The sequence below is a fragment of the Micrococcales bacterium genome, assembly GCA_009784895.1.
Lineage (GTDB): Bacteria > Actinomycetota > Actinomycetes > Actinomycetales > WQXJ01 > WQXJ01.
On sequence record WQXJ01000012.1, the window covers coordinates 14267 to 35072 of the forward strand.

Genomic DNA, 20806 nt, shown 5'->3' on the forward strand with positions numbered 1-20806 from the left:
AAGCGGCTAGAGCCAGTCCCAACGACCGGCCAGATCCGGAGGAGTGAGCGTTGACAGCAGAAGTCTCGCGGGCTCGTCTCGGTGTGCTGGCCCTGTTCTTCGCCAATGGCCTGCTCGTCGCCACCGACGCCTCGCGTCTGTGGCTGATCCGCGACCTGCTCAATGCCACCCCTACCCGCATGGGTTTACTGTTGCTAATCAGCTCGGTGGGCGCGGTCTGTTTCATGCCGCTGACCGGCACGGCTTTGACATATCTGTCAAAGCCAACCTTTATTCGCCTGGTTGGCGCGGTCACGGTCGTGGCCCTGCTAGGCATTGGCTTTGGAGCCATGGCTCACTCGACCCCAGCCGTGGCCATCAGCCTCTTCATCTTTGGCGCTGGTGTGGGCCCAATGGACGTGGCCATGAATGTGGCCGGGACCGAGGTGGAGCGGGAAATGGGTCGTACCGCCATGCCCCAGTTCCACGCTGCCTTTTCGCTGGGCACGGTCGCCGCGGCCCTGATTGGGGCTGGCTTGTCGCGTCTGGGCCTGGCTTTGATAGTTCACTTTGCTGGCGCCTGTCTGGTTGTGACGGCTTTGCTGCTTTGGGGTTGCGCCGGGTTGATGGGCAAGTTCGAACGGCACCGGAGCGTCAAGCAAACCAGGCGGGCTCGCCTTCGGGTAGCGCTGGCCGCCTGGACCGAGCGCCGCACCTTGTTGATTGGTCTGGTGGTGCTGGCAGCCGGACTGACTGAAGGCGGCGCTAATGACTGGCTGATCTTGGGCATTGGCCAGGACTTCGTTGTGGCCGAGCCTATTGGCATTGCCGGATTGGCCATTTTCCTGGCCTTTATGACGTCGATGAGGATCCTTGGTGCCCGCCTGGTTGATCGGTATGGCCGGGTGGTGGTCCAGCGGCTTTCGGTCTCCCTGGCCGTCATTGGCCTGTTGGCCTACACTCTGGCTCCCCATTTGGCCTGCGTCATGGCCGGGGCGGCCATTTGGGGACTCGGCTCGGCCATGGGTTTCCCGCTGGGACTCAGCGCCGCCGCCGACGACCCGCTCAAAGCCGCTGCCCGCACCTCGGCCGTAGCCACAATTGGCTACACAGCCTTTATCGCCGGCCCAGCCCTGCTGGGATTGTTGGCCAGCCATGTTGGCTACCGCCTGGCCCTGCTAGTGATCTTGTTGCCGGCTACCTGGGCGCTGGCGCTGGCCGGCGTGTTGCGTCCACCGCCTCAAGACGGGGACTTGGATAGGGTGGCAACGTGATGAAGTTGGCGCCAGCCGGTCGAGCCAATCCCGGTTTGCCGCGCCCCGAGCTGGCTGACTTGACCACCATGCGGGTAGGCGGTCCGGTCCAGCTGGTCGACGCCCACAGCGAAGGCGAGCTGATCGAGGCGCTGCATCTAGCCGGCCCTAGTGCCCTGGTGCTAGGCGGCGGCTCCAATGTGGTCGGAGCCAGCCAGCTGGCCGATCTGACCGTCATCCGTGACCGGCGCACCACTATCAACGTTGAACAAGACGCCAACTCCGTCACCATCATTGCCCAAGCCGGCGGCAGCTGGGATCACCTGGTGGCGCTGGCGGCTGACCTGGGCTGGAGTGGCTTTGAGGCCCTGTCTGGTATTCCCGGTTCGGTTGGGGCGACTCCAGTGCAAAACGTTGGCGCCTATGGCCACGAGGTGGCCGAGCTAATCGAGGCCGTTCTGGTCTACGACCGCCTGTTTGACCGAGTCGAAGAACTGCCAAAACCCCGCCTCGGTTTTGGTTACCGGGATTCGGCTCTGAAACGTTCAATTGGCCGCTTTGGCCACAGCCCCAGCCAGGTGGTGCTCGAGGTCAGATTCCACGTCAAAAGGGGGGCCGAATCAGCTCCAATCGCCTACAGCGAACTGGCCCAAAGCTTGGACGTGCCCATGGGCACGCAGGTGCCAGCCGGCCACGTCCGCCAAGCCGTTCTGGAACTGCGCCGCTCAAAGGGCATGGTGCTTGAGATCGGTGACCAAGACACCTGGTCAGCCGGCTCGTTTTTCACCAACCCGGTGTTGGGTCTAACCCAGGCCAAGGCGCTGCCGGCCGGGGCTCCCAGCTTCCCCGCCGGCCAGGACGCTAACGGACAAGCCCTGGTCAAGACCTCGGCCGCCTGGTTGATTAGCCGGGCTGGGATAGCCAAAGGTTGGGGCCTGGTCCCGCGGGCGACCACCTCCACCAAACACGTTTTGGCCTTGACCAACCGAGGTGGTGCCACCGGCGAGGACATTTTCGAACTGGCCAAAGCCATCCAAACTAGGGTGAAAGAGCTTTTTGAAATTGACCTGGTGCCAGAGCCGGTCTTAGTCGGCTTCGATGCGTGACCTGGCCCTATTACCTAAGGCCCATCTCCATCTCCATTTCACAGGGTCAATGCGCCTGGCCACCGCCCGCCAGCTGGCGGCTGAGCAAGGTATCCGGCTGCCGCGCAATCTGGGCGCCAGCCAGGGGTTGCACCTGGCGCCGGATGAGCGCGGCTGGTTTCGTTTCCAACGCCTCTACGACGCCGCCCGCAAGGCTGTCACCAGTGAAGGAGCTCTGCGCCGAATAGTGCGCGAGGCCGCCCAAGACGACGCGGCCGAAGGCTCAGGCCGGCTGGAGCTGCAGATTGACCCGACCACTTACGGCCAGTTCATTGGTGGGATAACGCCGGCCCTGGAAATCGTGATTGACGAGGCCGCCGCCGCCAGCGCCGCCACTGGTGTCGAAGTCGCCCTGGTTGTGGCTGCCTCGCGCCTGCGCCATCCGCTCGAAGCGCGGACGTTGGCCCGCCTGGCTGTCCGGCACGCCGGTTCTGGGCCAGGCGAGGTGGTTGGCTTTGGCCTGTCGAATGACGAGCGCCGCGGTGCCACGGCCGAATTTGCCCCGGCTTTTGCTATTGCCCGGCGAGCCGGGCTGATCGGGGTGCCACATGGCGGGGAGTTCTTGGGCGCCAGCCATGTCATGACGGTCCTGCACCACCTAAAGCCGCGGCGCATTGGGCACGGCGTGCGGGCCAGCGAGGATCCTCAGGTCTTGGAGGCGCTGGCTCAGGCCGGTGTGGCCTTAGAGATGTGTCCAACTTCCAATGTCGCCCTGGGCGTTTACGCCAGCGCCAGCCAGGTGCCGCTGCGCCAAATCGTCGCGGCCGGCATCACCGTGGCCCTGGGCGCAGACGACCCCCTAATCACCCGCTCGCGCCTAGTCGACCAGTACCGTCTGGCCCGCCACGCCTTCGCTATGACCGATGCCGAACTGGCGGAGTTGGCCAGAGGCTCGATCAGAGCTTCTGAGGCAGGGGAGACGACCCGGCGCCGGCTCCTGCAAGGGGTCGACGCCTGGTTGTCCAGTGCCGGTCCGGGCCACCGGAGCGGCTAGTCGGGCTACCCCCGACTAGCCGCAACGGGCAGCGCTTGTTTGGCGCCTATTTGGCTTCGCTCAGCAGTTCCTGAACGCGGCCGACGCCTTCGACCAGGTCGTCGTCACCCAGCGCGCAGGACAGCCGCACATAGCCACTGGGGCCAAAGGCCTCGCCTGGCACCACGGCCACCTCAACCTTGTCCAAGATGAGCTCGGCCAGCTCGGCGCTAGTGGCCGGGCGGACGCCGCGGATTGACTTGCCCAGCAAACCCTGTACGGACGGGTAGGCGTAGAAGGCGCCCTTCGGCATCGGGCAATACAGGCCGTCGATTTGACGCAACATCGACACCATGGTCTGGCGGCGGCGGTCAAAAGCCACCCGCATGTCCAAAGTCGCATCGAGTGGGCCGCTAACGGCCGTCAAGGCGGCCCGCTGGCAGACGTTGGCCACGTTCGAGGTCATATGGCTTTGCAGGTTGGTGGCGGCCTTGATGACATCGACCGGCCCAATCATCCAGCCGACCCGCCAGCCGGTCATGGCGTAAGACTTGGCCACACCGTTGAGAATGACGCATTGGTTGGCCAGTTCAGGCACGGCCGCGGCAATAGAGGTGAAAACCGCCTCGTCGTAGACCAGGTGTTCATAGATTTCGTCAGTCACCACCCAGATGCCGTTATCCAGGCACCAACGGCCAATGGCGGCGGTTTCTTCGGGAGTGTAAACCGAGCCGGTTGGGTTGGATGGTGAGACGAAAACCAAGAGCTTGGTCCGCTCAGTCCGGGCGGCCTCAAGCTGGTCAATGGTGACCTTGTATTCGGCCTCTGCCGAAGCGATGACTTCGACTGGCACGCCTCCAGCCAAGCGAATGCACTCGGGGTAGCTGGTCCAGTAAGGTCCGGGCAGCAGGGCCTCGTCACCCGGGTCGAGCAGCGTGGCAAAGGCCTGGTAAACGGCATGCTTGCCGCCAACGGTGATCAGGACCTGGCTGGCTTCGACCGGCACGCCGGAATCGCGTTTGGTCTTGGCGGCCACGGCCTGGCGCAAGTCTGGCAGGCCAGCGGCTGGGGTATAGCGGTGGTTGGCTGGGTTCTTGGCCGCCTCGACGGCGGACTGGACAATGTAGTCGGGTGTTGGGAAATCTGGTTCACCTGCACCAAAGCCGATCACAGGGCGGCCTTCGGCTTTGAGGGCCTTGGCCTTGGCGTCGACCGCTAGGGTGGCTGACGGTTCTATGGCACCGATTCTTGCGGAGATTCGTTTGGTGGGATTCACGGCTTGATTGTCCCACACAGGATCGGAAACGAGATCGCCAAGCCGGCTTGTTGCGGGCCCGGCGGGCCAGCCGGTCAAGCCGGCGGTTCGCGCTTGGGCAGCTGATCCCTTAGACTGGGCGGCTGGCGTTCAGGCAGTCCTGGGACATGTCTAGCGGCAACTCGCGGGACCTGTTGTACAACAGGTGTAAAGGGCAGTGGCGCAATTGGTAGCGCACCGGTCTCCAAAACCGGCGGTTGTGGGTTCGAGTCCCGCCTGCCCTGCGCTTGACGGCTTTGGCCTAATGTAGGTTCAAGCCGCCAGCATTAGCTAAGGAAGGATCGGTCGATGGCCAAGACCGCGCAGGATCACGCATCCAAGGCGGGGATTTTCTCCCGCTTGATCCGTTTTGTGCGCCAAGTGATCGCCGAACTGAAGAAAGTCGTTCGCCCAACCCGCCAAGAGCTGATCACCTACGCCTCGGTGGTTGTGGTTTTCGTGCTGATCGTGATGGCCTTTATCTGGTTGGTCGACTTCGTTGTGGGCAAGGGTGTGATGGGGCTATTCGGTTAGGCCACATCGGGGTGGAGATAAGGAGAACTAGTGTCTGACCAGCAAGCCGATGCGGCGGTGGCGGCCGAGGCAGAGCCTCTACCCGGCTTAGAGGTGCCAGCTGAGCCTACAGTCGACGCGGTGGTAGCGGCCGAGGCGGAGGCGCCAGCTGAGGCTGAGGCCGATGCCGCCCCAGCGGCAGAGCCAGAAACTGAGGCCGCGACATCGGCTGAGTCAACACCCCAGGCGCCAGTTGAGGCTGATGCCGCCCCAGCGGCAGAGCCAGAAACTGAGACCGCGACATCGGCTGAGTCAACACCCCAGGCGCCAGCTGAGGCTGAGGCCGAGGCCGAACCGGCCCGCGACCTAATGGCCGAGTTCCGCGCCGAATTGGCCCTCAGGCCCGGGGATTGGTATGTGGTCCACTCCTATGCCGGTTACGAAAACCGGGTCAAGGCCAACTTGGAAAACCGCATCCAGTCGCTCAACCAGGAGCATTCCATTTTTGAGGTCCAGGTTCCTATGGAGGAAGTCACTGAGACCAAGAATGCCCAGCCCAAGGTGGTCAAGCGGGTTCGTATTCCGGGCTATGTTCTGGTTCGCATGGACCTGACCGATGAGTCCTGGGGTGCGGTCCGTCACACGCCGGGTGTAACCGGTTTTGTTGGCCACACTCACCATCCGGTGCCCTTGACCACCGACGAGGTCATCTCGATGTTGGCTCCGAAGTTCGAAGAGGAGCAACTTGGCGACGAGGCGTCCGGTCAGGCCTCCATCACCGCTTCAGACGCCTCCTTCGAGGTTGGCGAGTCGGTCACCGTCACCGACGGCCCGTTTGAGACCCTGGCCGCCACCATCAGCGAAGTCAATGCCGAGGGCCGCAAGCTCAAGGTCCTAGTGTCCATCTTTGGCCGCGAAACCCCAGTTGAACTGGGTTTCAACCAAGTGGCTAAGCTTTAGCCCGCCCACCGGGGCGGGGTATGTCCAAACCGATCGAATCGAAGCAAAGGAACCCCTAATGGCTCCTAAGAAAAAGGTAGCTGGCCTGATCAAGCTACAGATCCAAGCCGGCCAGGCCAATCCGGCGCCGCCCATTGGCCCGGCGCTTGGCGCCCAGGGTGTCAACATCATGGAATTCTGCAAGGCCTACAACGCCGCCACGGAATCCCAGCGCGGCAACGTGGTGCCGGTCGAGATCACGGTTTACGAGGACCGCTCGTTCAGCTTTATCACCAAGACCTCTCCCGCCGCCGAATTGATCAAGAAGGCCGCCGGGCTGACCAAGGGTTCGCCCACACCCAACACGGAGAAGGTTGGCACCATCACCATGGATCAGGCCAGGGAAATTGGCCAGGTCAAAATGCCGGACCTCAATGCCAACGACGTCGAAGCGGCCGCCAAGATTGTGGCCGGTACCGCCCGGTCAATGGGTGTGATAGTCGAAGGCTAAGCCACCGGCCACGCCCAAGGGGCTACTTCAACCAGCCCCGGACTAACTCAATAGCCAAACACCAGTGGAAGGGCCAAGCGCTGGCCCGCACCACGACTGCGACTGAGATAAGGACAAGCAGATGACCAAGCGCTCCAAGAGCTACAACAACGCCGCCCAACTAATTGACCGCCAAGATCGCTACTCACCGATGGCGGCCGTGGCCCTAGTCAAAAAGACCGCCACAACCAAGTTCGATCCCACAGTTGAAGTGGCTTTTCGACTCGGTGTGGACCCCCGCAAGGCTGACCAAATGGTTCGCGGCACCGTCCAGTTGCCTCACGGCACCGGCAAAACCGCCCGCGTCCTGGTTTTCGCCGTTGGCGACAAAGCCAACCAGGCGATTGAAGCCGGCGCTGATGAGGTTGGCGGCGACGAGCTGATCGAAAAGGTGGCCGGCGGTTTCATCGACTTTGACGCCGCTGTGGCCACACCGGACCTGATGGGCAAGGTTGGCCGGCTGGGCCGGGTGCTTGGCCCGCGCGGGCTGATGCCCAACCCCAAGACCGGCACGGTCACCATGGACGTGGCCAAGGCGGTCGGTGACATCAAAGGCGGCAAAATCGAGTTCCGGGTTGACCGCCACGCCAACCTGCATTTCATCATTGGCAAGGCCTCCTTCGAGGAAAAAGCCTTGGTCGAGAACTACGCCGCCGCCCTGGACGAGGTTATGCGGCTGAAGCCTTCAGCCTCAAAGGGCCGCTATCTGATCAAAGGCACCATGTCGACCACAATGGGTCCCGGCGTGCCGCTTGACGTGGCCAAGGTTCGCAACCTGACTTCCGAAGACGCCTGACCCTTAGTCTCTTTTTGGCCGGTTGGCCCGATGCCGGCCGGCCCGGTCATTTCGCCTCGCCCTGGGAGGCTGGTGAACAATTCTTGCCGGATGCTGCCCGCTTCGACCCGCACTGTTGACCAACCCCAAATGGCTGGCGCCGCCAGGCCCTCTTGGCGGTACCTACCGCCTGTTGCCGTTAGACCAGAACCTGCTAGCGTGAAAGATGAGGTCATTGGGTACCGGCCATGGCGGCCGGAGCAGTCAAGCCAATGGCATGGGTCCACCTAATTGCCCCTGAGGGAAGGCCGGAACGTGGCAAAACGCGCCAAGCGCCCGGACAGTTCGGCCGGCCAGGCCGCAGCGTCCAGCGTGGTTACGGTGGACCCTGACTTAGGTGCGGCCCCGTTGGGGCTTGGTGAGGTGAGCCAAACCCCGGCGGCAGAGCCCAACCTACCTGCGGCGGTACGGGCGGGAAAGGGCGAGGCGGACCCAACTGCGCCAGCTCCGGTGCTGCGCAGACGCGACATCCACGGCAAACGCGCCCGGCCACCGGTAGAGACTGACAGCCCGAGCCCAAGTTCGCCGGCCCAGCCCACCGCGCCAGCCGCGGTGCTGCGAAGACGCGACATCCACGGTGAGCGCGCCCGGCCACCGGTAGAGACTGACAGCCCGAGCCCAAGTTCGCCGGCCCAGCCCACCGCGCCAGCCGCGGTGCTGCGAAGACGTGACATCCACGGTCAACGCGCCCAGCGACCATCGGCGCGGCCTAGCCCACCGGCCCCGGCGCTGCGAAGACGTGATATCCACGGCCAACGCGCCCGGCGGCGGCAGAGGCAACCGAGGCCAGCAGTGCTCTTTGCGGCAGCCGCTCTGCTACTAACCCCAATGGCTTGGGATCACCTAACGGCAGGGGCGTCACAGGGAGAACCGCCACTGACTCAAGACTCCCTGGAGATTGGCCCCTCACCTAGCCCGACCGCCGAGGAAGTGACCAAAAGCCCAATGCCGCCACCCCCTTCGGTGCCGGTGCCAGAACCACTAGTCACCAGTATTTCGATCAGCGCCATTGGCGACTGCACGCTGGGTTCGGGAATTGGGTTTGCCCATCAAGGCAGTATCGGTGACTACTATGACCGCTTTGGTCCGGAGTATTTCTTCCAAGGCGTAACCGAGGTCCTCAGCACCGACGATCTGACAATCGCCAACCTCGAGGGCCCGCTAACCCAGCAGGGTGAGCCCACGCCTAAGACGTTCAACTTCCGCGCCCCGGCCGAGTATGTCGAGATTGTCAAACTAGGCGGCGTTGAGGCCGTGACCTTGGCCAACAACCATTCGATGGACTATGGCGAGATTGGTTTCCAAGACACTCAGGCAACCCTGGACCAGGCCGGTATTACCCATTTTGGCTTCGACGACTTGGCCGTAGTCGAGGTCAAAGGGATCCGGATAGGACTACTGGGAGACCTAGGCTGGGACAACACCGAGGAGACCAGATCCTCGCTGGCCCAAAGGCTGCAAGAACTGGACGCCGATATCAAGATTGTGTCGTTCCACTGGGGTATTGAGGGTGAGCACACCCAAAACGCCGCCCAGGTCTCGCTGGCACACTTTGCCATCGATAGCGGGGCGGATCTGGTGCTTGGGCATCACCCGCACGTCCTGCAAGGGGTTGAGACCTACAACGGCAGGCTCATCGCCTATTCACTGGGCAACTTTGCTTTCGGGGGCAACCAAAACCCCTCTGATACCGACTCGATGATTTTTCAGGTCCACTTTGAGCTGACAGGCAGTGTTGTAACCGGTCTGGACAGCCAGATCATTCCGGTCTCAATATCCTCAATAGGGCATCCCAACGATTACTCACCGGTTGTCTTGGACGGCGCCGAGCGGGACCGGGTCGAGCGGAAGGTACTGGGCTCCTCGACCAACTATCCAGTTTGAGGCGCCGCTTCGACCTCATCTAGGCCCACCTCGCCACCTCGAGGCGGCGGGGCGCCAATCGGGTGGCCAACTATGCGCCCGGCCAGTGAGTACAAGGCGGCCTGGAGCAGGACTCCGCCAAAGGCAATCGGCATCACCAGCAGCACATAGACCAGCGGAATTGGCACTACGTTGTAGAGCAGCTGAAGGATAAGCGCGTTCTCTGGGGCAAACTCGTAGAAGTAGTTGACCCCCGGGTCAATCCACGCCCGCATGGCCAAATCGAGCGGAAAGATCAGCACCGCCACGATGCAGAAGTAGCCGACTGATTTCATGGCTTCTTTGTATGACGGCCGGAAAAACCCCAGTGTGGCCAACAAGGTGCCCAGAATGGCGTTGAAGGCGTGAACGGAGTAGAAGCCGTAAGCCGCCAAGGAAAACAGCGGCCGGTCAACGTAGACCTCAATGGGTGAGGTCAAGGCCAGTACCCCAGCCACGGTGCCGGGGAAAACTAGCACCGCCCTAAGCGGGCTCCACTTGACCAGCGGCGCAAAAATCAACCCCCAAGCCGAAAGGATGCAAAAGTGCAAGGGCAGGTTCTGGGCCAGGTTGACCTGTGGGTAGAACGGATTGAGGATCGACTGGAAGGTGAAGGCGGTGTAAATGACGACCGAGAAAGTGGCGATCCCGCTCAGCGCCCAGGCCTTGAACCTCATGGTGCGCCCGCGCAAGGCAAAATGCAGGCAGACCCCAAGCCCCAGCAGGAAAGCCACAAAGACAAACCAAGGCCCGTTGAAAGGCGCCACCGGCCAGCGGACGGTTTCGGGGTACTGGTCGACCGCCAAGATGGCGGCCAGGCCGGACGGGTCGAAAGCCTCCGCGGTCATAGCTACACCCTTTCAGTCATACCCACTGGTTGGCCCATGACCCGGCCGGCCAGCGCGTAAAGGCCGGCCTGGATCGATACGCCACCAATGGCAATTGGCGCCAGCAGCAGAGTGTAGATGAAGGGCACCGGCACCAGGTCGTGGAAGAACTGCAAAATTTGGGCGTTTTCTGGCTCGAACTGGTAAAAGTAGTTGGCGCCTGCATCAACCCAGGCCCGCATGACCAAGTTGAGCGGGAAGATGGCCAGCGCCATCAGGCCAAAGTAGCCAACCGACTTGAACGCTTCGCGGAAAGACGGCCTGAACAACCCCAGCGTGGCCAGCAAAGTGCCCAGAATGGCATTGACGGAGTGGACGGAAAAGAAACCCAAGGCCGCCAGGGAGAACAGCGGCCGGTCAACGTAGACATCAACCGGCGAGGTCAAGGCCAACACCCCAGCCAAGGTGCCGGGAAAACAACACAGGGCCCGCAGCCAGTTCCACCTCACCAGCGGCGCCAAGATCAGAGCCCAGGCCATGATGTTGCAGAAATGAAACGGCAGGTTTTGGCCCAGCGTCACCTGCGGCAAGTCCGGGTTGCCAATCGCCTGGAAGGTGTAGGCGGTGTAAACCACCACATTGGCCCCGGCGATGGCGGCCAAGGTTCGCGACTTGAAACGCATCGACCGGTGACGCAGAGCAAAATGCAGCCCAATCCCGGCCAGGGCCAACAGCGCAATGTAGGCGCACCAGGGCCCATTGAAAGGTGCCACGGGCCAACGCACGCCGCTACCGGCATCGGCCGCCAACCACCCGGCCAACCCGGTTCCTTCCAAGGTCACTGCGGCCACCCTTCTATCCCTTGGCCAAGACAACTGCGCCATGACGCTACCAAAGCGACGCCCGTTCCCAGCTGCCGAGCCGAACAGTGTTACGTTTCCCAGGTCCGCCAAGACAAAACCGCAGGTCGATTTGCGGTGGAACCTGGCCCCAGCGTGACAATGATCTGGAATCAAACATGCGGTATGCTGTCCGTTGCCCAAGACCGCCGGTCTTCCACCAAGGTGGAGCGAAGTGGCCCGGAGCTGATAGCACCGGACCGGCCTGCGCAGGTGTATCGAGAGCTTGTGAGCCCCGTGCCCTGCGCGGGGCTCGTTTCATTGCGGCAGGCAGACTGGCGCTGTCAAAGATATGACAACCCGAAGGAGCGCCATGGCTAGGCCAGACAAGGTTGAGGCAGTAGACCAGATCGCGAAGTGGTTTAGCGAAGCCAACGCCGCCGTGCTGACCGAATACCGCGGGCTGAGCGTGACTCAGTTGCGCGAACTGCGCGGTGCGCTCAGAGCCAACGCCGACTACACCGTGGTTAAGAACACCTTGACCAAAATTGCGGTCAAACAAGCGGGAATTGACGGCCTGGATGACGCCCTGCAAGGGCCAACCGCCGTCGCCTTCGTCACCGGCGACCCGGTTGATGCGGCCAAGGCTCTACGCGATTTCTCCAAATCCCACCACGCCCTGGTAATCAAGGCCGGCGTTATGGACGCTCACGCCATGACGGCCGCCGATGTCGGCAAACTAGCTGACCTGGACTCCCGTGAGGTCACACTGGCCAAACTAGCCGGCGTAGTCAAAGCCGGCATGGCCAAGGCGGCCGCCACTCTGGCGGCACCGGCCTCCAAGGCGGTGCGCACTATTGACGCGCTGCGTGACAAACAAGAACAAGCTGCGGCCTGATCGGCCGTCTTAGGACAAACACAAGCCGGTCAAGGCTGGAAAAAGGAAGGTACAAACCAAATGGCAAAGCTGAGCATCGACGAACTGATGGACCAGTTCAAAGAGATGACCCTGATCGAACTGTCCGATTTCGTCAAGAGGTTCGAAGAGGTCTTTGACGTGACCGCGGCCGCACCGGCCGCCGTGGCCGTGGCCGCCGCGCCGGGCGCTGGTGGCGCCGTTGAGGAAGCCGCCGAGGAACAGTCGGAATTCGACGTCATTTTGGAATCCTTCGGTGAGAAGAAGATCCAGGTCATCAAGGAGGTCAGGGCTCTGACCTCACTAGGCCTGGGTGAAGCCAAAGCCCTGGTCGAAGGCGCTCCCAAGCCGGTCCTGGAAAAGGTCAACAAGGACTCGGCCGAAAAGGCCAAGGAAGCCCTGGAAGGCGTTGGCGCCACCGTCACGCTGAAGTAGTCCAGGCCAAAATAGGCAAAAAGTGCTGCCGCAATGCGGCAGGAGCGGCTACAATCCGAGAGGGTAGCTCTGCGATTGGACATGGCTTGCCGCACGCGCTAGGCTACTGCTTCGCGCGTCCTGTGTCTTTCGGTCTCTCCACTTGGGTCACCTGCCGCGCTGCGTGCCAACACTAGCTGGGAAGGATGCCCATTGGCTGCTTCGCGCATCCCACGTTCCACCATTGACGCCAACGCACCACTGACCGGGTCAGGTCGAGTCTCATTCGGCAAGATCCATGAACCACTCGAAGTCCCAGATCTATTAGGCCTCCAGCTGGACAGTTTCGACTGGTTGCTGGGACATGAGCGCTGGCGCGAACGGGTCGAAGTCTCACGTCAGGCCGGGTTGTCTGATGTGCTGGAGACCTCCGGATTAGAGGAGATCTTCGCCGAAATCTCGCCCATCGAGGACTTCAGCGAAACCATGTCGCTGTCCTTCCGTGACCATCGCTTCGAGCCGCCCAAGTGGACGGCCGAGGAGTGCAAGGAGAAGGACTTCACCTACGCGGCGCCGCTGTTCGTGACGGCCGAATTCACCAACTACATCACCGGCGAGATCAAGTCGCAAACCGTTTTCATGGGTGACTTCCCGCTGATGACCGAACGCGGCACCTTCATTATCAACGGCACCGAGCGGGTGGTTGTCTCCCAGCTGGTGCGCTCGCCCGGGGTCTACTTCGAAAAGTCAGCTGACAAAACCTCTGACAAGGACATTTATTCGGCCAAGATCATTCCTTCGCGTGGCGCCTGGCTTGAGTTCGAGATCGACAAGCGCGATGCCGTCGGTGTGCGGATCGACCGCAAACGCAAGCAATCGGTGACGGTGTTCCTCAAAGCGCTCGGTGTGCCGGTGGCCCAGATTCGCGATGAGTTCAAGGACTACGCCACGGTCATCGAAACCCTGGACAAGGACCATGTCGAAACCCAAGACGAGGCCCTGGTTGACATCTACCGCCGGATCCGGCCAGGTGAACCGCCCACCATCGAGGCTGGACGCAACCTGATCGACTCGTTTTACCTCAACTCCAAACGCTACGACCTGGCCAAAGTGGGCCGGCACAAGGTCAACAAGAAGCTGGGCCTGACCGCCGCTTTGGATGAGTCAGTGCTGCGCATTGACGACATTGTGGCCACCGTCAAATACCTGGCTGCGCTGCACGCCGGCCACGCCGAAATGCCGACCCAAACAGGTTCGATCCGGCTAGAGACTGACGATATCGACCACTTTGGCAACCGCCGTATCAGGGCGGTCGGTGAGCTGATCCAAAACCAGGTCCGCACCGGGCTGTCCCGGATGGAGCGGGTGGTGCGCGAACGCATGACAACCCAGGATGTCGAAGCCATAACCCCACAAACCTTGATCAACATTCGCCCGGTGGTGGCTTCGATCAAAGAGTTCTTCGGCACCTCGCAGCTATCTCAGTTCATGGACCAGAACAATCCCTTGGCCGGGCTAACCCACAAGCGCCGGCTTTCGGCCCTGGGCCCTGGCGGCCTTAGCCGGGATAGGGCCGGTATGGAGGTGCGTGACGTTCACACCTCTCACTACGGCCGGATGTGTCCCATCGAGACTCCTGAGGGGCCCAACATTGGTTTGATTGGCTCGCTGGCCACCTACGGCCGGATCAACCCCTTTGGATTCATCGAAACGCCCTACCGTGTGGTCAAAGGCGGCAAGGTCACTGACGAGGTCCACTACCTGACGGCCGACGAAGAAGACCAATACGTCATTGCCCAGGCCAACGCGCCACTGGCGGATAGTGGCAATTTCGTGGAGTCCAATGTGCTGGCCCGCACCCGCGGCGGTGAGGTCGAATTCGCTCACACCGCGGACATTGGCTACATGGACGTCTCGCCGCGCCAAATGGTCTCCGTGGCCACGGCCATGATCCCGTTCCTTGAGCACGATGACGCTAACCGCGCCCTGATGGGCGCCAATATGCAGCGCCAAGCCGTGCCGCTGCTGCAAAGCGAGACCCCGCTGGTCGGCACCGGCATGGAATTGCGCGCCGCCATTGACGCCGGTGATGTCATCGTGGCGGAAAAGGACGGCGTGGTGCGTGAGGTCTCGGCTGACTCGGTGGTCGTGGCCAACGACGACGGCACCGAGCGGGTCTATCGCGTAGCCAAGTTCCAACGCTCCAACCAGGGCACCAGCTACAACCAGAAGGTTGCCGTAAACCAGGGCGACCAGATTAAGGCCGGTCAGGTTTTGGCCGATGGCCCGGCCACCGCCAACGGTGAACTAGCCCTGGGGCGCAATCTACTGGTGGCCTTCATGAGCTGGGAGGGTCACAACTACGAAGACGCCATCATCCTGTCCCAGCGCCTGGTCCAAGATGACGTACTGTCGTCGATTCACATTGAAGAACACGAGATCGACGCCCGGGACACCAAACTGGGGCCGGAGGAAATCACTCGAGACATTCCCAATGTTTCTGAAGAAGTCCTAGCGGACCTGGACGAACGCGGCATCATCCGGATTGGCGCCGAGGTCACCGCCGGCGACGTGCTGGTCGGAAAGGTCACCCCCAAGGGCGAAACCGAGCTCACGCCGGAAGAACGGTTGCTGCGGGCCATCTTTGGCGAAAAGGCGCGTGAGGTGCGTGACACCTCACTGAAGGTGCCTCACGGCGAGTCAGGCACCGTCATCGGCGTTAGGGAATTCTCCCGCGACGACGGCGACGAACTGGCCCCAGGCGTCAACCAAGTTGTCCGGGTTTACATCGCCCAGCGGCGCAAGATCACTGACGGTGACAAACTGGCTGGCCGCCACGGCAACAAGGGTGTCATCGCCAAGATCCTGCCAGTGGAGGACATGCCGTTCATGGAGGACGGCACGCCAATCGACGTCATTTTGAACCCGCTAGGTGTGCCCAGCCGGATGAACCTGGGCCAGGTGCTCGAACTGCATTTGGGTTGGGTCGCCGCCCAGGGTTGGAAGGTCGACAATCCGAAAGCCGATTGGGCCAAAAACCTGCCCCAGGCGGTGCGTGAGGGCAAAGCCGGTGCGGCCGTGGCCACGCCGGTCTTTGACGGTGTGCGCGAGACCGAACTAAGCGGGCTGCTCGGTGTCACCACCCCCAACCGGGATGGCAAGCGCCTTGTCGATGTCGATGGCAAGGCTCGTCTAATCGACGGCCGGTCTGGTGAACCTTTCCCCGAGCCGGTGGCCGTGGGATACATGTACATCCTCAAGCTGCACCACCTGGTTGACGACAAGATCCACGCCCGTTCGACCGGTCCGTACTCGATGATCACGCAGCAACCATTGGGCGGCAAAGCCCAGTTTGGTGGCCAACGCTTCGGGGAGATGGAGGTCTGGGCCTTGGAAGCCTATGGCGCCGCCTACGCCTTGCAGGAACTACTGACTATCAAATCTGATGATGTCGTAGGCCGGGTCAAGGTCTACGAGGCCATCGTCAAAGGCGAGAACGTGCCGGAACCGGGCATCCCGGAATCCTTCCGCGTGCTAATGCAGGAAATGAAGTCGCTGTGCCTAAACGTCGACGTCATCTCCGCCGACGGATCGATTATCGAAATGGGCGACACCGATGACGAGGTCTTCCGCGCGGCCGAGGAGCTGGGGATTGACCTGGCCCGGCGGCCGGACGCCTCATCGGTCGACGAGATCTAATTCAACTGGCTTGGCTGTAGAAAACTAAGGAAGCAGGGACTGACGTGCTGGACGTCAACTATTTTGATGGGCTCAAAATTGGCCTGGCCACCGCTGACGAAATCCGCCAGTGGTCTCACGGTGAGGTCAAGAAGCCGGAAACCATCAACTACCGCACCCTCAAACCGGAAAAGGAGGGGCTGTTCTGCGAGAAGATCTTTGGCCCCACCCGGGATTGGGAATGCTCCTGCGGCAAGTACAAGCGGGTCCGGTTCAAGGGCATCATTTGCGAACGCTGCGGCGTAGAGGTCACCCGAACCAAGGTTCGGCGCGAGCGGATGGGGCATATTGAGCTACATGCCCCGGTGACACATATTTGGTATTTCAAAGGTGTGCCCTCGCGTTTGGGTTACCTGCTTGACCTGGCGCCTAAGGACCTGGAAAAGGTCATCTACTTTGCCGCCTACATGATCACCGAAGTTGATGAAGAAGGCCGGCGCGATGACACCGACTCGCTCCAAGCCGAAATCGACCTGGAGCGCAAGGCCATCGAATCGAAGCGTGACCTGGAGATCGAGGCTAGGGCGCAGCGGCTTGAAACCGACCTGGCCCAACTCGAAGCGGCCGGCGCCCGGGCGGATCAGCGGCGCAAGGTACGGGATTCAGCCGAACGTGAGATGAACCAGCTGCGCCGCCGGGCCGATGCTGACCTGGAGAAACTCCAGCGGGTCTGGGACCGCTTCCGCGACCTCAAAGTGGCTGACCTGGAGGGCGACGAGGCGCTCTACCGGGCCATGCAAGACCGCTACGGCAACTATTTCAAAGGCGCCATGGGTGCGGCTGCGATCCAACACCGCTTGGAGCATTTCGACCTTGAGGGCGAAGCGGCCAAGCTCAAGGATGTCATCAAAACTGGCAAGGGTCAGCGCAAAACCCGGGCCTTGAAGCGGTTGAAGGTGGTCAACGCCTTCTTGTCAACTGACAACAAACCCCAGGGCATGGTGCTGGACTGTATTCCGGTGATTCCGCCGGATCTGCGGCCCATGGTTCAGCTAGACGGTGGCCGTTTCGCCACCTCTGACCTAAACGACCTCTACCGCCGGGTGATCAACCGCAACAACCGGCTCAAGCGCCTGCTCGACCTGGGCGCACCGGAGATCATTGTCAACAACGAAAAGCGCATGCTGCAAGAGGCGGTTGACTCGCTTTTCGACAATGGCCGGCGCGGCCGCCCGGTAACTGGTCCTGGAAACAGGCCTTTGAAGTCGATCAGCGACATGTTGAAGGGCAAACAGGGCCGCTTCAGGCAGAACCTGCTGGGCAAGCGGGTCGACTATTCTGGCCGCTCGGTTATCGTGGTTGGCCCACAGTTGAGGCTGCACCAATGTGGGTTGCCCAAGGCCATGGCCTTGGAGCTGTTCAAGCCGTTCGTGATGAAGCGGTTGGTGGAACTGAACCACGCCCAGAACATCAAATCGGCCAAGCGCATGGTTGAACGTCAACGCTCCGAGGTTTGGGATGTGCTCGAAGAGGTCATCACCGAACACCCGGTGCTGCTCAACCGCGCGCCCACGCTGCACCGCCTGGGTATCCAAGCCTTCGAGCCACAGCTGGTTGAGGGTAAGGCCATCCACCTGCACCCTCTGGTCTGCGCCGCCTTTAATGCCGACTTTGACGGCGACCAGATGGCGGTCCACCTGCCGCTTAGCGCCGAGGCTCAGGCCGAGGCCCGGATCCTGATGCTGTCTTCGAACAACATTCTCAAGCCATCTGATGGCCGGCCGGTCACCATCCCGACCCATGACATGATCATCGGCTTGCACCACTTGACAGCCCGCCTTGACGGCGTTGCCGGTGAGGGGCGCCGCTTCTCCTCAGTGGCGGAAGCAATTATGGCGCACGATGCCGGTGACCTTGACCTTAATGCTTGGGTCACCATTCGGATGACTGATCTGGTGCCACCAATTGGATTTGACCTGCCCGAAGGCTACGTGCCGGGCGACCCGATCGACCTGGAATCAACCCTAGGCCGGTCGCTGTTCAACGAAGCCCTGCCCTTGGACCATGTTTTCGTCAACGAAGTGGTCGACGGCAAACGCCTTAGTGGACTGGTCAACGGCTTGGCCGAGAACTATCCAAAAGTCGAGGTGGCAGCCTCACTTGACGCGCTGAAAGAGGCTGGCTTCCACTGGGCCACTCGCTCCGGTGTGACCATCGCCATTTCTGACGTTGTCACTCCTCCGTCAAAGCCCAAGATCCTTGAGTCATACGAGGTCAAAGCCGGACAGGTCCAAGACAAGTTCGAAAACGGCATGATCACCGATGACGAGCGGCGTCATGAGCTGATCGACATTTGGACCAAGGCCACCGATGAAGTCGACCAGGCCATGCGGGATGAGTTCCCAGAGCGCAACACGGTCTTTAGGATGGTTGGTTCTGGCGCGCGTGGCAACTGGATGCAGGTGCGCCAGATCGCCGGTATGCGCGGACTGGTGGCCGACCCAAAGGGTCAGATCATCCCACGTCCAATCAAGTCGAACTACCGTGAGGGCCTATCGGTGGTGGAGTACTTTATTGCTTCCCACGGCGCTCGCAAAGGCCTGGCTGACACGGCCTTGAGGACGGCTGATTCGGGCTACTTGACCCGCCGTCTGGTTGATGTGTCACAGGACGTGATTGTGCGTGAAGAGGACTGCGGCACTGAGCGCGGCCTGCAGGTTGATATCGCCGAGGTTGGTGAAGACGGCCAAATCCAGCGCCATCGGCTGGTCGAGACCTCAGCTTTCGCCCGGACTTTGGCGGCTGACGTGTCCGGGGCAGATGGCGCGGTCCTGGCCAAGGCTGGCACTGACGTTGGTGACGTCATGATCGCCACCTTGATGGCGGCCGGTATCACCAAAATCAAACTACGCAGCGTCTTGACCTGCGAATCTAGAGTTGGCACCTGCGCGATGTGCTACGGCCGTTCGCTGGCCACGGGAAAGCTGGTCGACATTGGTGAGGCCGTTGGCATTATTGCCGCCCAGTCGATTGGCGAGCCCGGCACCCAGCTGACTATGCGCACCTTCCACCTGGGTGGTGCGGCTGCGGCCGATGACATCACCCAAGGTCTGCCTCGTGTTCAAGAGTTGTTTGAGGCTCGTGTGCCTAAGGGTGAGGCGCCCATCGCCGAGGCCTCTGGCCGGGTGGCGATTGACGATTCGGAGCGGATGCGTCGGGTCATTATCACGCCCGATGACGGTTCTGATGAACTGGTTTACTCCGTCACCAAACGGGTCGAGTTGCTGGTCGAAGACGGCCAACACATTGGTGTGGGCGAAAAGATCACCAAGGGCGCGGTTGACCCGAAGAAGGTTCTGCGTGTGCTCGGTGCCCGGGCGGCCCAGAAGCACTTGGTCGATGAGGTCCAAAAGGTCTATCGCTCGCAGGGCGTCGACATTCACGACAAGCACATCGAGGTCATTGTGCGCCAGATGCTGCGCCGGGTGACCGTTCTCGACCAGGGCGACTCGAATCTGCTGCCAGGAGAGCTGGTAGCTCGCGAGCGTTTCGAGGATGAGGCCCGCCGGACAGTTTCGGAAGGCGGTCAGGTCGCCTCTGGTCGCCCCGAGCTAATGGGCATCACCAAGGCTTCGCTGGCTACCGATTCGTGGCTGTCTGCCGCCTCCTTCCAGGAAACCACCCGGGTGCTGACCGAGGCGGCCATGTCTGGCCGCCAAGACCCGCTGCTGGGCCTGAAAGAGAACGTCATCATCGGCAAGCTAATCCCGGCCGGTACCGGCCTATCGCTTTACCGCAACGTCGTGGTCGAACCGACCGAGGAAGCCAAGGCCGAGCTCTATCCGACCTTCGGCTACGAGGAAATCGACTACCCGCCGATTGGCGCTTCGGAGATCGACTCGCTAATGCTGGATGATTTCGGCTTCGAGGGCTACCAGTAGCCCACAGCCACCAGCCCCATCACCGCGAGGTTGAGCCTTGGCATGATCTCGCCGTTGATCAGCCCTAATACCGCGAAGTTGAGCTCTTGCATAATGCGCGGCGGCCCAGTCGGTGAGACAAGGGCCGGCGGTGCCGGCAGGACGGCGCGCCATGCGCTGCGATGGTCGGGTGAACTCATTGGCGGCCGCTGTTGGTCCAGGCCTGGCTTGGCCGGCCTACCTCTACCTTGGCGTAATTGCGCTGGTTGCCTCCTGGATTGATGGGCGCAGTGGCCTGATCCCAAACCGGCTGACCTTGCCGTCCTACCCGGTACTGGTGGCACTGTTGGCGGTGGCGGCTGCGACAGGCGGGTCCTGGCCCAGCTTTGGACGGGCGTTGGCCGGTGGCGTATCGCTTGTGGCCTTCTATTTGCTGCTGGCCTATCTGGCGCCCGGTTCGCTCGGAATGGGTGACGTCAAACTAGCCGGCCTGCTCGGGCTGGGACTGGCCTATTCCAACTGGGCGGCGCTTGGCCTTGGGACTCTGGCAGGGTTCATCATCGCCGGTGGCCTTGGTCTATTCCATCTGCTACGGGGCCACGGCGCCGGCCACTCCTTTCCTTTTGGCCCGGCCATGTGCCTTGGGGCCTTGGCCGGACTGCTGGCCGCAGCACCCTTGACCTAGCCAGTAGATGGCCAAAACAGCCCAATGCCAAAAGGCAACTGCACGCGGCCACGGAAGGGACGGCATCGGGCAATACCTAGGGTTAACGGGCCACACGGCGCGATTTTTGACGCGTTAGCCGCATGACATGTAGCCTTGGGGGCT

17 protein-coding genes and 1 tRNA gene are annotated in these 20806 nt (G+C 61.7%); 14 read left to right on the forward strand and 4 right to left on the reverse strand.

The features are described 5' to 3' along the window. Positions 1 to 50: 50 nt before the first annotated feature. From FWD29_03425 to FWD29_03435, 3 genes are read left to right on the forward strand one after another with little or no spacing between them, the layout of a single operon-like run. Positions 51 to 1253 carry an MFS transporter gene (locus tag FWD29_03425; GenBank protein ID MCL2802993.1) on the forward strand — a complete coding sequence of 401 codons (1203 nt, stop codon included), beginning with the start codon at positions 51 to 53 and terminating at the stop codon, positions 1251 to 1253. Then, positions 1253 to 2338, forward strand: a complete 1086-nt coding sequence (locus tag FWD29_03430; protein MCL2802994.1) for a UDP-N-acetylmuramate dehydrogenase — start codon at positions 1253 to 1255, stop codon at positions 2336 to 2338. The genes FWD29_03425 and FWD29_03430 overlap by 1 nt, the downstream gene beginning before the upstream one ends. Further along, positions 2331 to 3371 (forward strand): adenosine deaminase, encoded by a 1041-nt coding sequence (locus FWD29_03435; protein MCL2802995.1) that lies wholly within the window; start codon positions 2331 to 2333, stop codon positions 3369 to 3371. Before FWD29_03430 ends, FWD29_03435 begins: the two co-directional genes overlap by 8 nt. A 46-nt stretch (positions 3372 to 3417) precedes the next feature. On the opposite strand, the gene FWD29_03440 is transcribed toward FWD29_03435, so the two are convergent. After that, on the reverse strand, positions 3418 to 4626 hold the full coding sequence (locus FWD29_03440; protein ID MCL2802996.1) for a pyridoxal phosphate-dependent aminotransferase: 1209 nt from the start codon (positions 4624 to 4626) through the stop codon (positions 3418 to 3420). A gap of 190 nt (positions 4627 to 4816) precedes the next feature. On the opposite strand from FWD29_03440, the gene FWD29_03445 reads away from it, so the two are divergent. The 6 genes from FWD29_03445 (at position 4817) to FWD29_03470 (ending at position 9365) form a co-directional block, all read left to right on the forward strand. Further along, positions 4817 to 4889: transfer RNA gene (locus tag FWD29_03445), tRNA-Trp, on the forward strand. 64 nt (positions 4890 to 4953) lie between these two features. Further along, positions 4954 to 5178 carry a preprotein translocase subunit SecE gene (secE, locus tag FWD29_03450; GenBank protein ID MCL2802997.1) on the forward strand — a complete coding sequence of 75 codons (225 nt, stop codon included), beginning with the start codon at positions 4954 to 4956 and terminating at the stop codon, positions 5176 to 5178. A 93-nt stretch (positions 5179 to 5271) separates the two neighbouring features. After that, positions 5272 to 6117: a transcription termination/antitermination protein NusG gene (nusG, locus tag FWD29_03455; protein MCL2802998.1), complete on the forward strand. Its 846-nt coding sequence runs from the start codon at positions 5272 to 5274 to the stop codon at positions 6115 to 6117. Positions 6118 to 6175: 58 nt separating this feature from the next. Further along, positions 6176 to 6607, forward strand: a complete 432-nt coding sequence (gene rplK, locus FWD29_03460; protein MCL2802999.1) for a 50S ribosomal protein L11 — start codon at positions 6176 to 6178, stop codon at positions 6605 to 6607. 121 nt (positions 6608 to 6728) lie between these two features. After that, positions 6729 to 7442, forward strand: a complete 714-nt coding sequence (gene rplA / locus FWD29_03465) for a 50S ribosomal protein L1 (GenBank protein ID MCL2803000.1) — start codon at positions 6729 to 6731, stop codon at positions 7440 to 7442. A 294-nt stretch (positions 7443 to 7736) separates the two neighbouring features. After that, a complete protein-coding gene (locus tag FWD29_03470; GenBank protein ID MCL2803001.1) occupies positions 7737 to 9365 on the forward strand; it encodes a CapA family protein in 1629 nt (542 codons plus the stop codon). Here FWD29_03470 and FWD29_03475 read toward each other — a convergent pair. Next, positions 9353 to 10231 (reverse strand): YwaF family protein, encoded by an 879-nt coding sequence (locus tag FWD29_03475; GenBank protein ID MCL2803002.1) that lies wholly within the window; start codon positions 10229 to 10231, stop codon positions 9353 to 9355. The two genes, FWD29_03470 and FWD29_03475, sit on opposite strands and share 13 nt — an antisense overlap. Before the next feature lie 2 nt (positions 10232 to 10233). Further along, positions 10234 to 11052, reverse strand: a complete 819-nt coding sequence (locus FWD29_03480; GenBank protein ID MCL2803003.1) for a YwaF family protein — start codon at positions 11050 to 11052, stop codon at positions 10234 to 10236. Positions 11053 to 11422: 370 nt separating this feature from the next. Between FWD29_03480 and rplJ the strand changes: the two genes are divergently transcribed. From rplJ to FWD29_03500, 4 genes are all read left to right on the forward strand, one after another. Next, positions 11423 to 11947, forward strand: a complete 525-nt coding sequence (gene rplJ, locus FWD29_03485) for a 50S ribosomal protein L10 (protein ID MCL2803004.1) — start codon at positions 11423 to 11425, stop codon at positions 11945 to 11947. Between the two features lie 60 nt (positions 11948 to 12007). Continuing rightward, on the forward strand, positions 12008 to 12400 hold the full coding sequence (rplL, locus tag FWD29_03490; protein ID MCL2803005.1) for a 50S ribosomal protein L7/L12: 393 nt from the start codon (positions 12008 to 12010) through the stop codon (positions 12398 to 12400). A 192-nt stretch (positions 12401 to 12592) separates the two neighbouring features. Beyond that, complete coding sequence (rpoB, locus tag FWD29_03495; GenBank protein MCL2803006.1) at positions 12593 to 16078, forward strand: DNA-directed RNA polymerase subunit beta; 3486 nt, start codon at positions 12593 to 12595, stop codon at positions 16076 to 16078. Positions 16079 to 16122: 44 nt separating this feature from the next. Continuing rightward, positions 16123 to 19998 (forward strand): DNA-directed RNA polymerase subunit beta', encoded by a 3876-nt coding sequence (locus tag FWD29_03500; protein ID MCL2803007.1) that lies wholly within the window; start codon positions 16123 to 16125, stop codon positions 19996 to 19998. Here FWD29_03500 and FWD29_03505 read toward each other — a convergent pair. Beyond that, positions 19989 to 20177, reverse strand: coding sequence for a hypothetical protein (locus FWD29_03505; GenBank protein ID MCL2803008.1), 189 nt, complete (start codon positions 20175 to 20177; stop codon positions 19989 to 19991). The two genes, FWD29_03500 and FWD29_03505, sit on opposite strands and share 10 nt — an antisense overlap. On the opposite strand from FWD29_03505, the gene FWD29_03510 reads away from it, so the two are divergent. Further along, positions 20168 to 20662: a prepilin peptidase gene (locus FWD29_03510; GenBank protein ID MCL2803009.1), complete on the forward strand. Its 495-nt coding sequence runs from the start codon at positions 20168 to 20170 to the stop codon at positions 20660 to 20662. The genes FWD29_03505 and FWD29_03510 overlap by 10 nt on opposite strands. Positions 20663 to 20806: the final 144 nt, after the last annotated feature.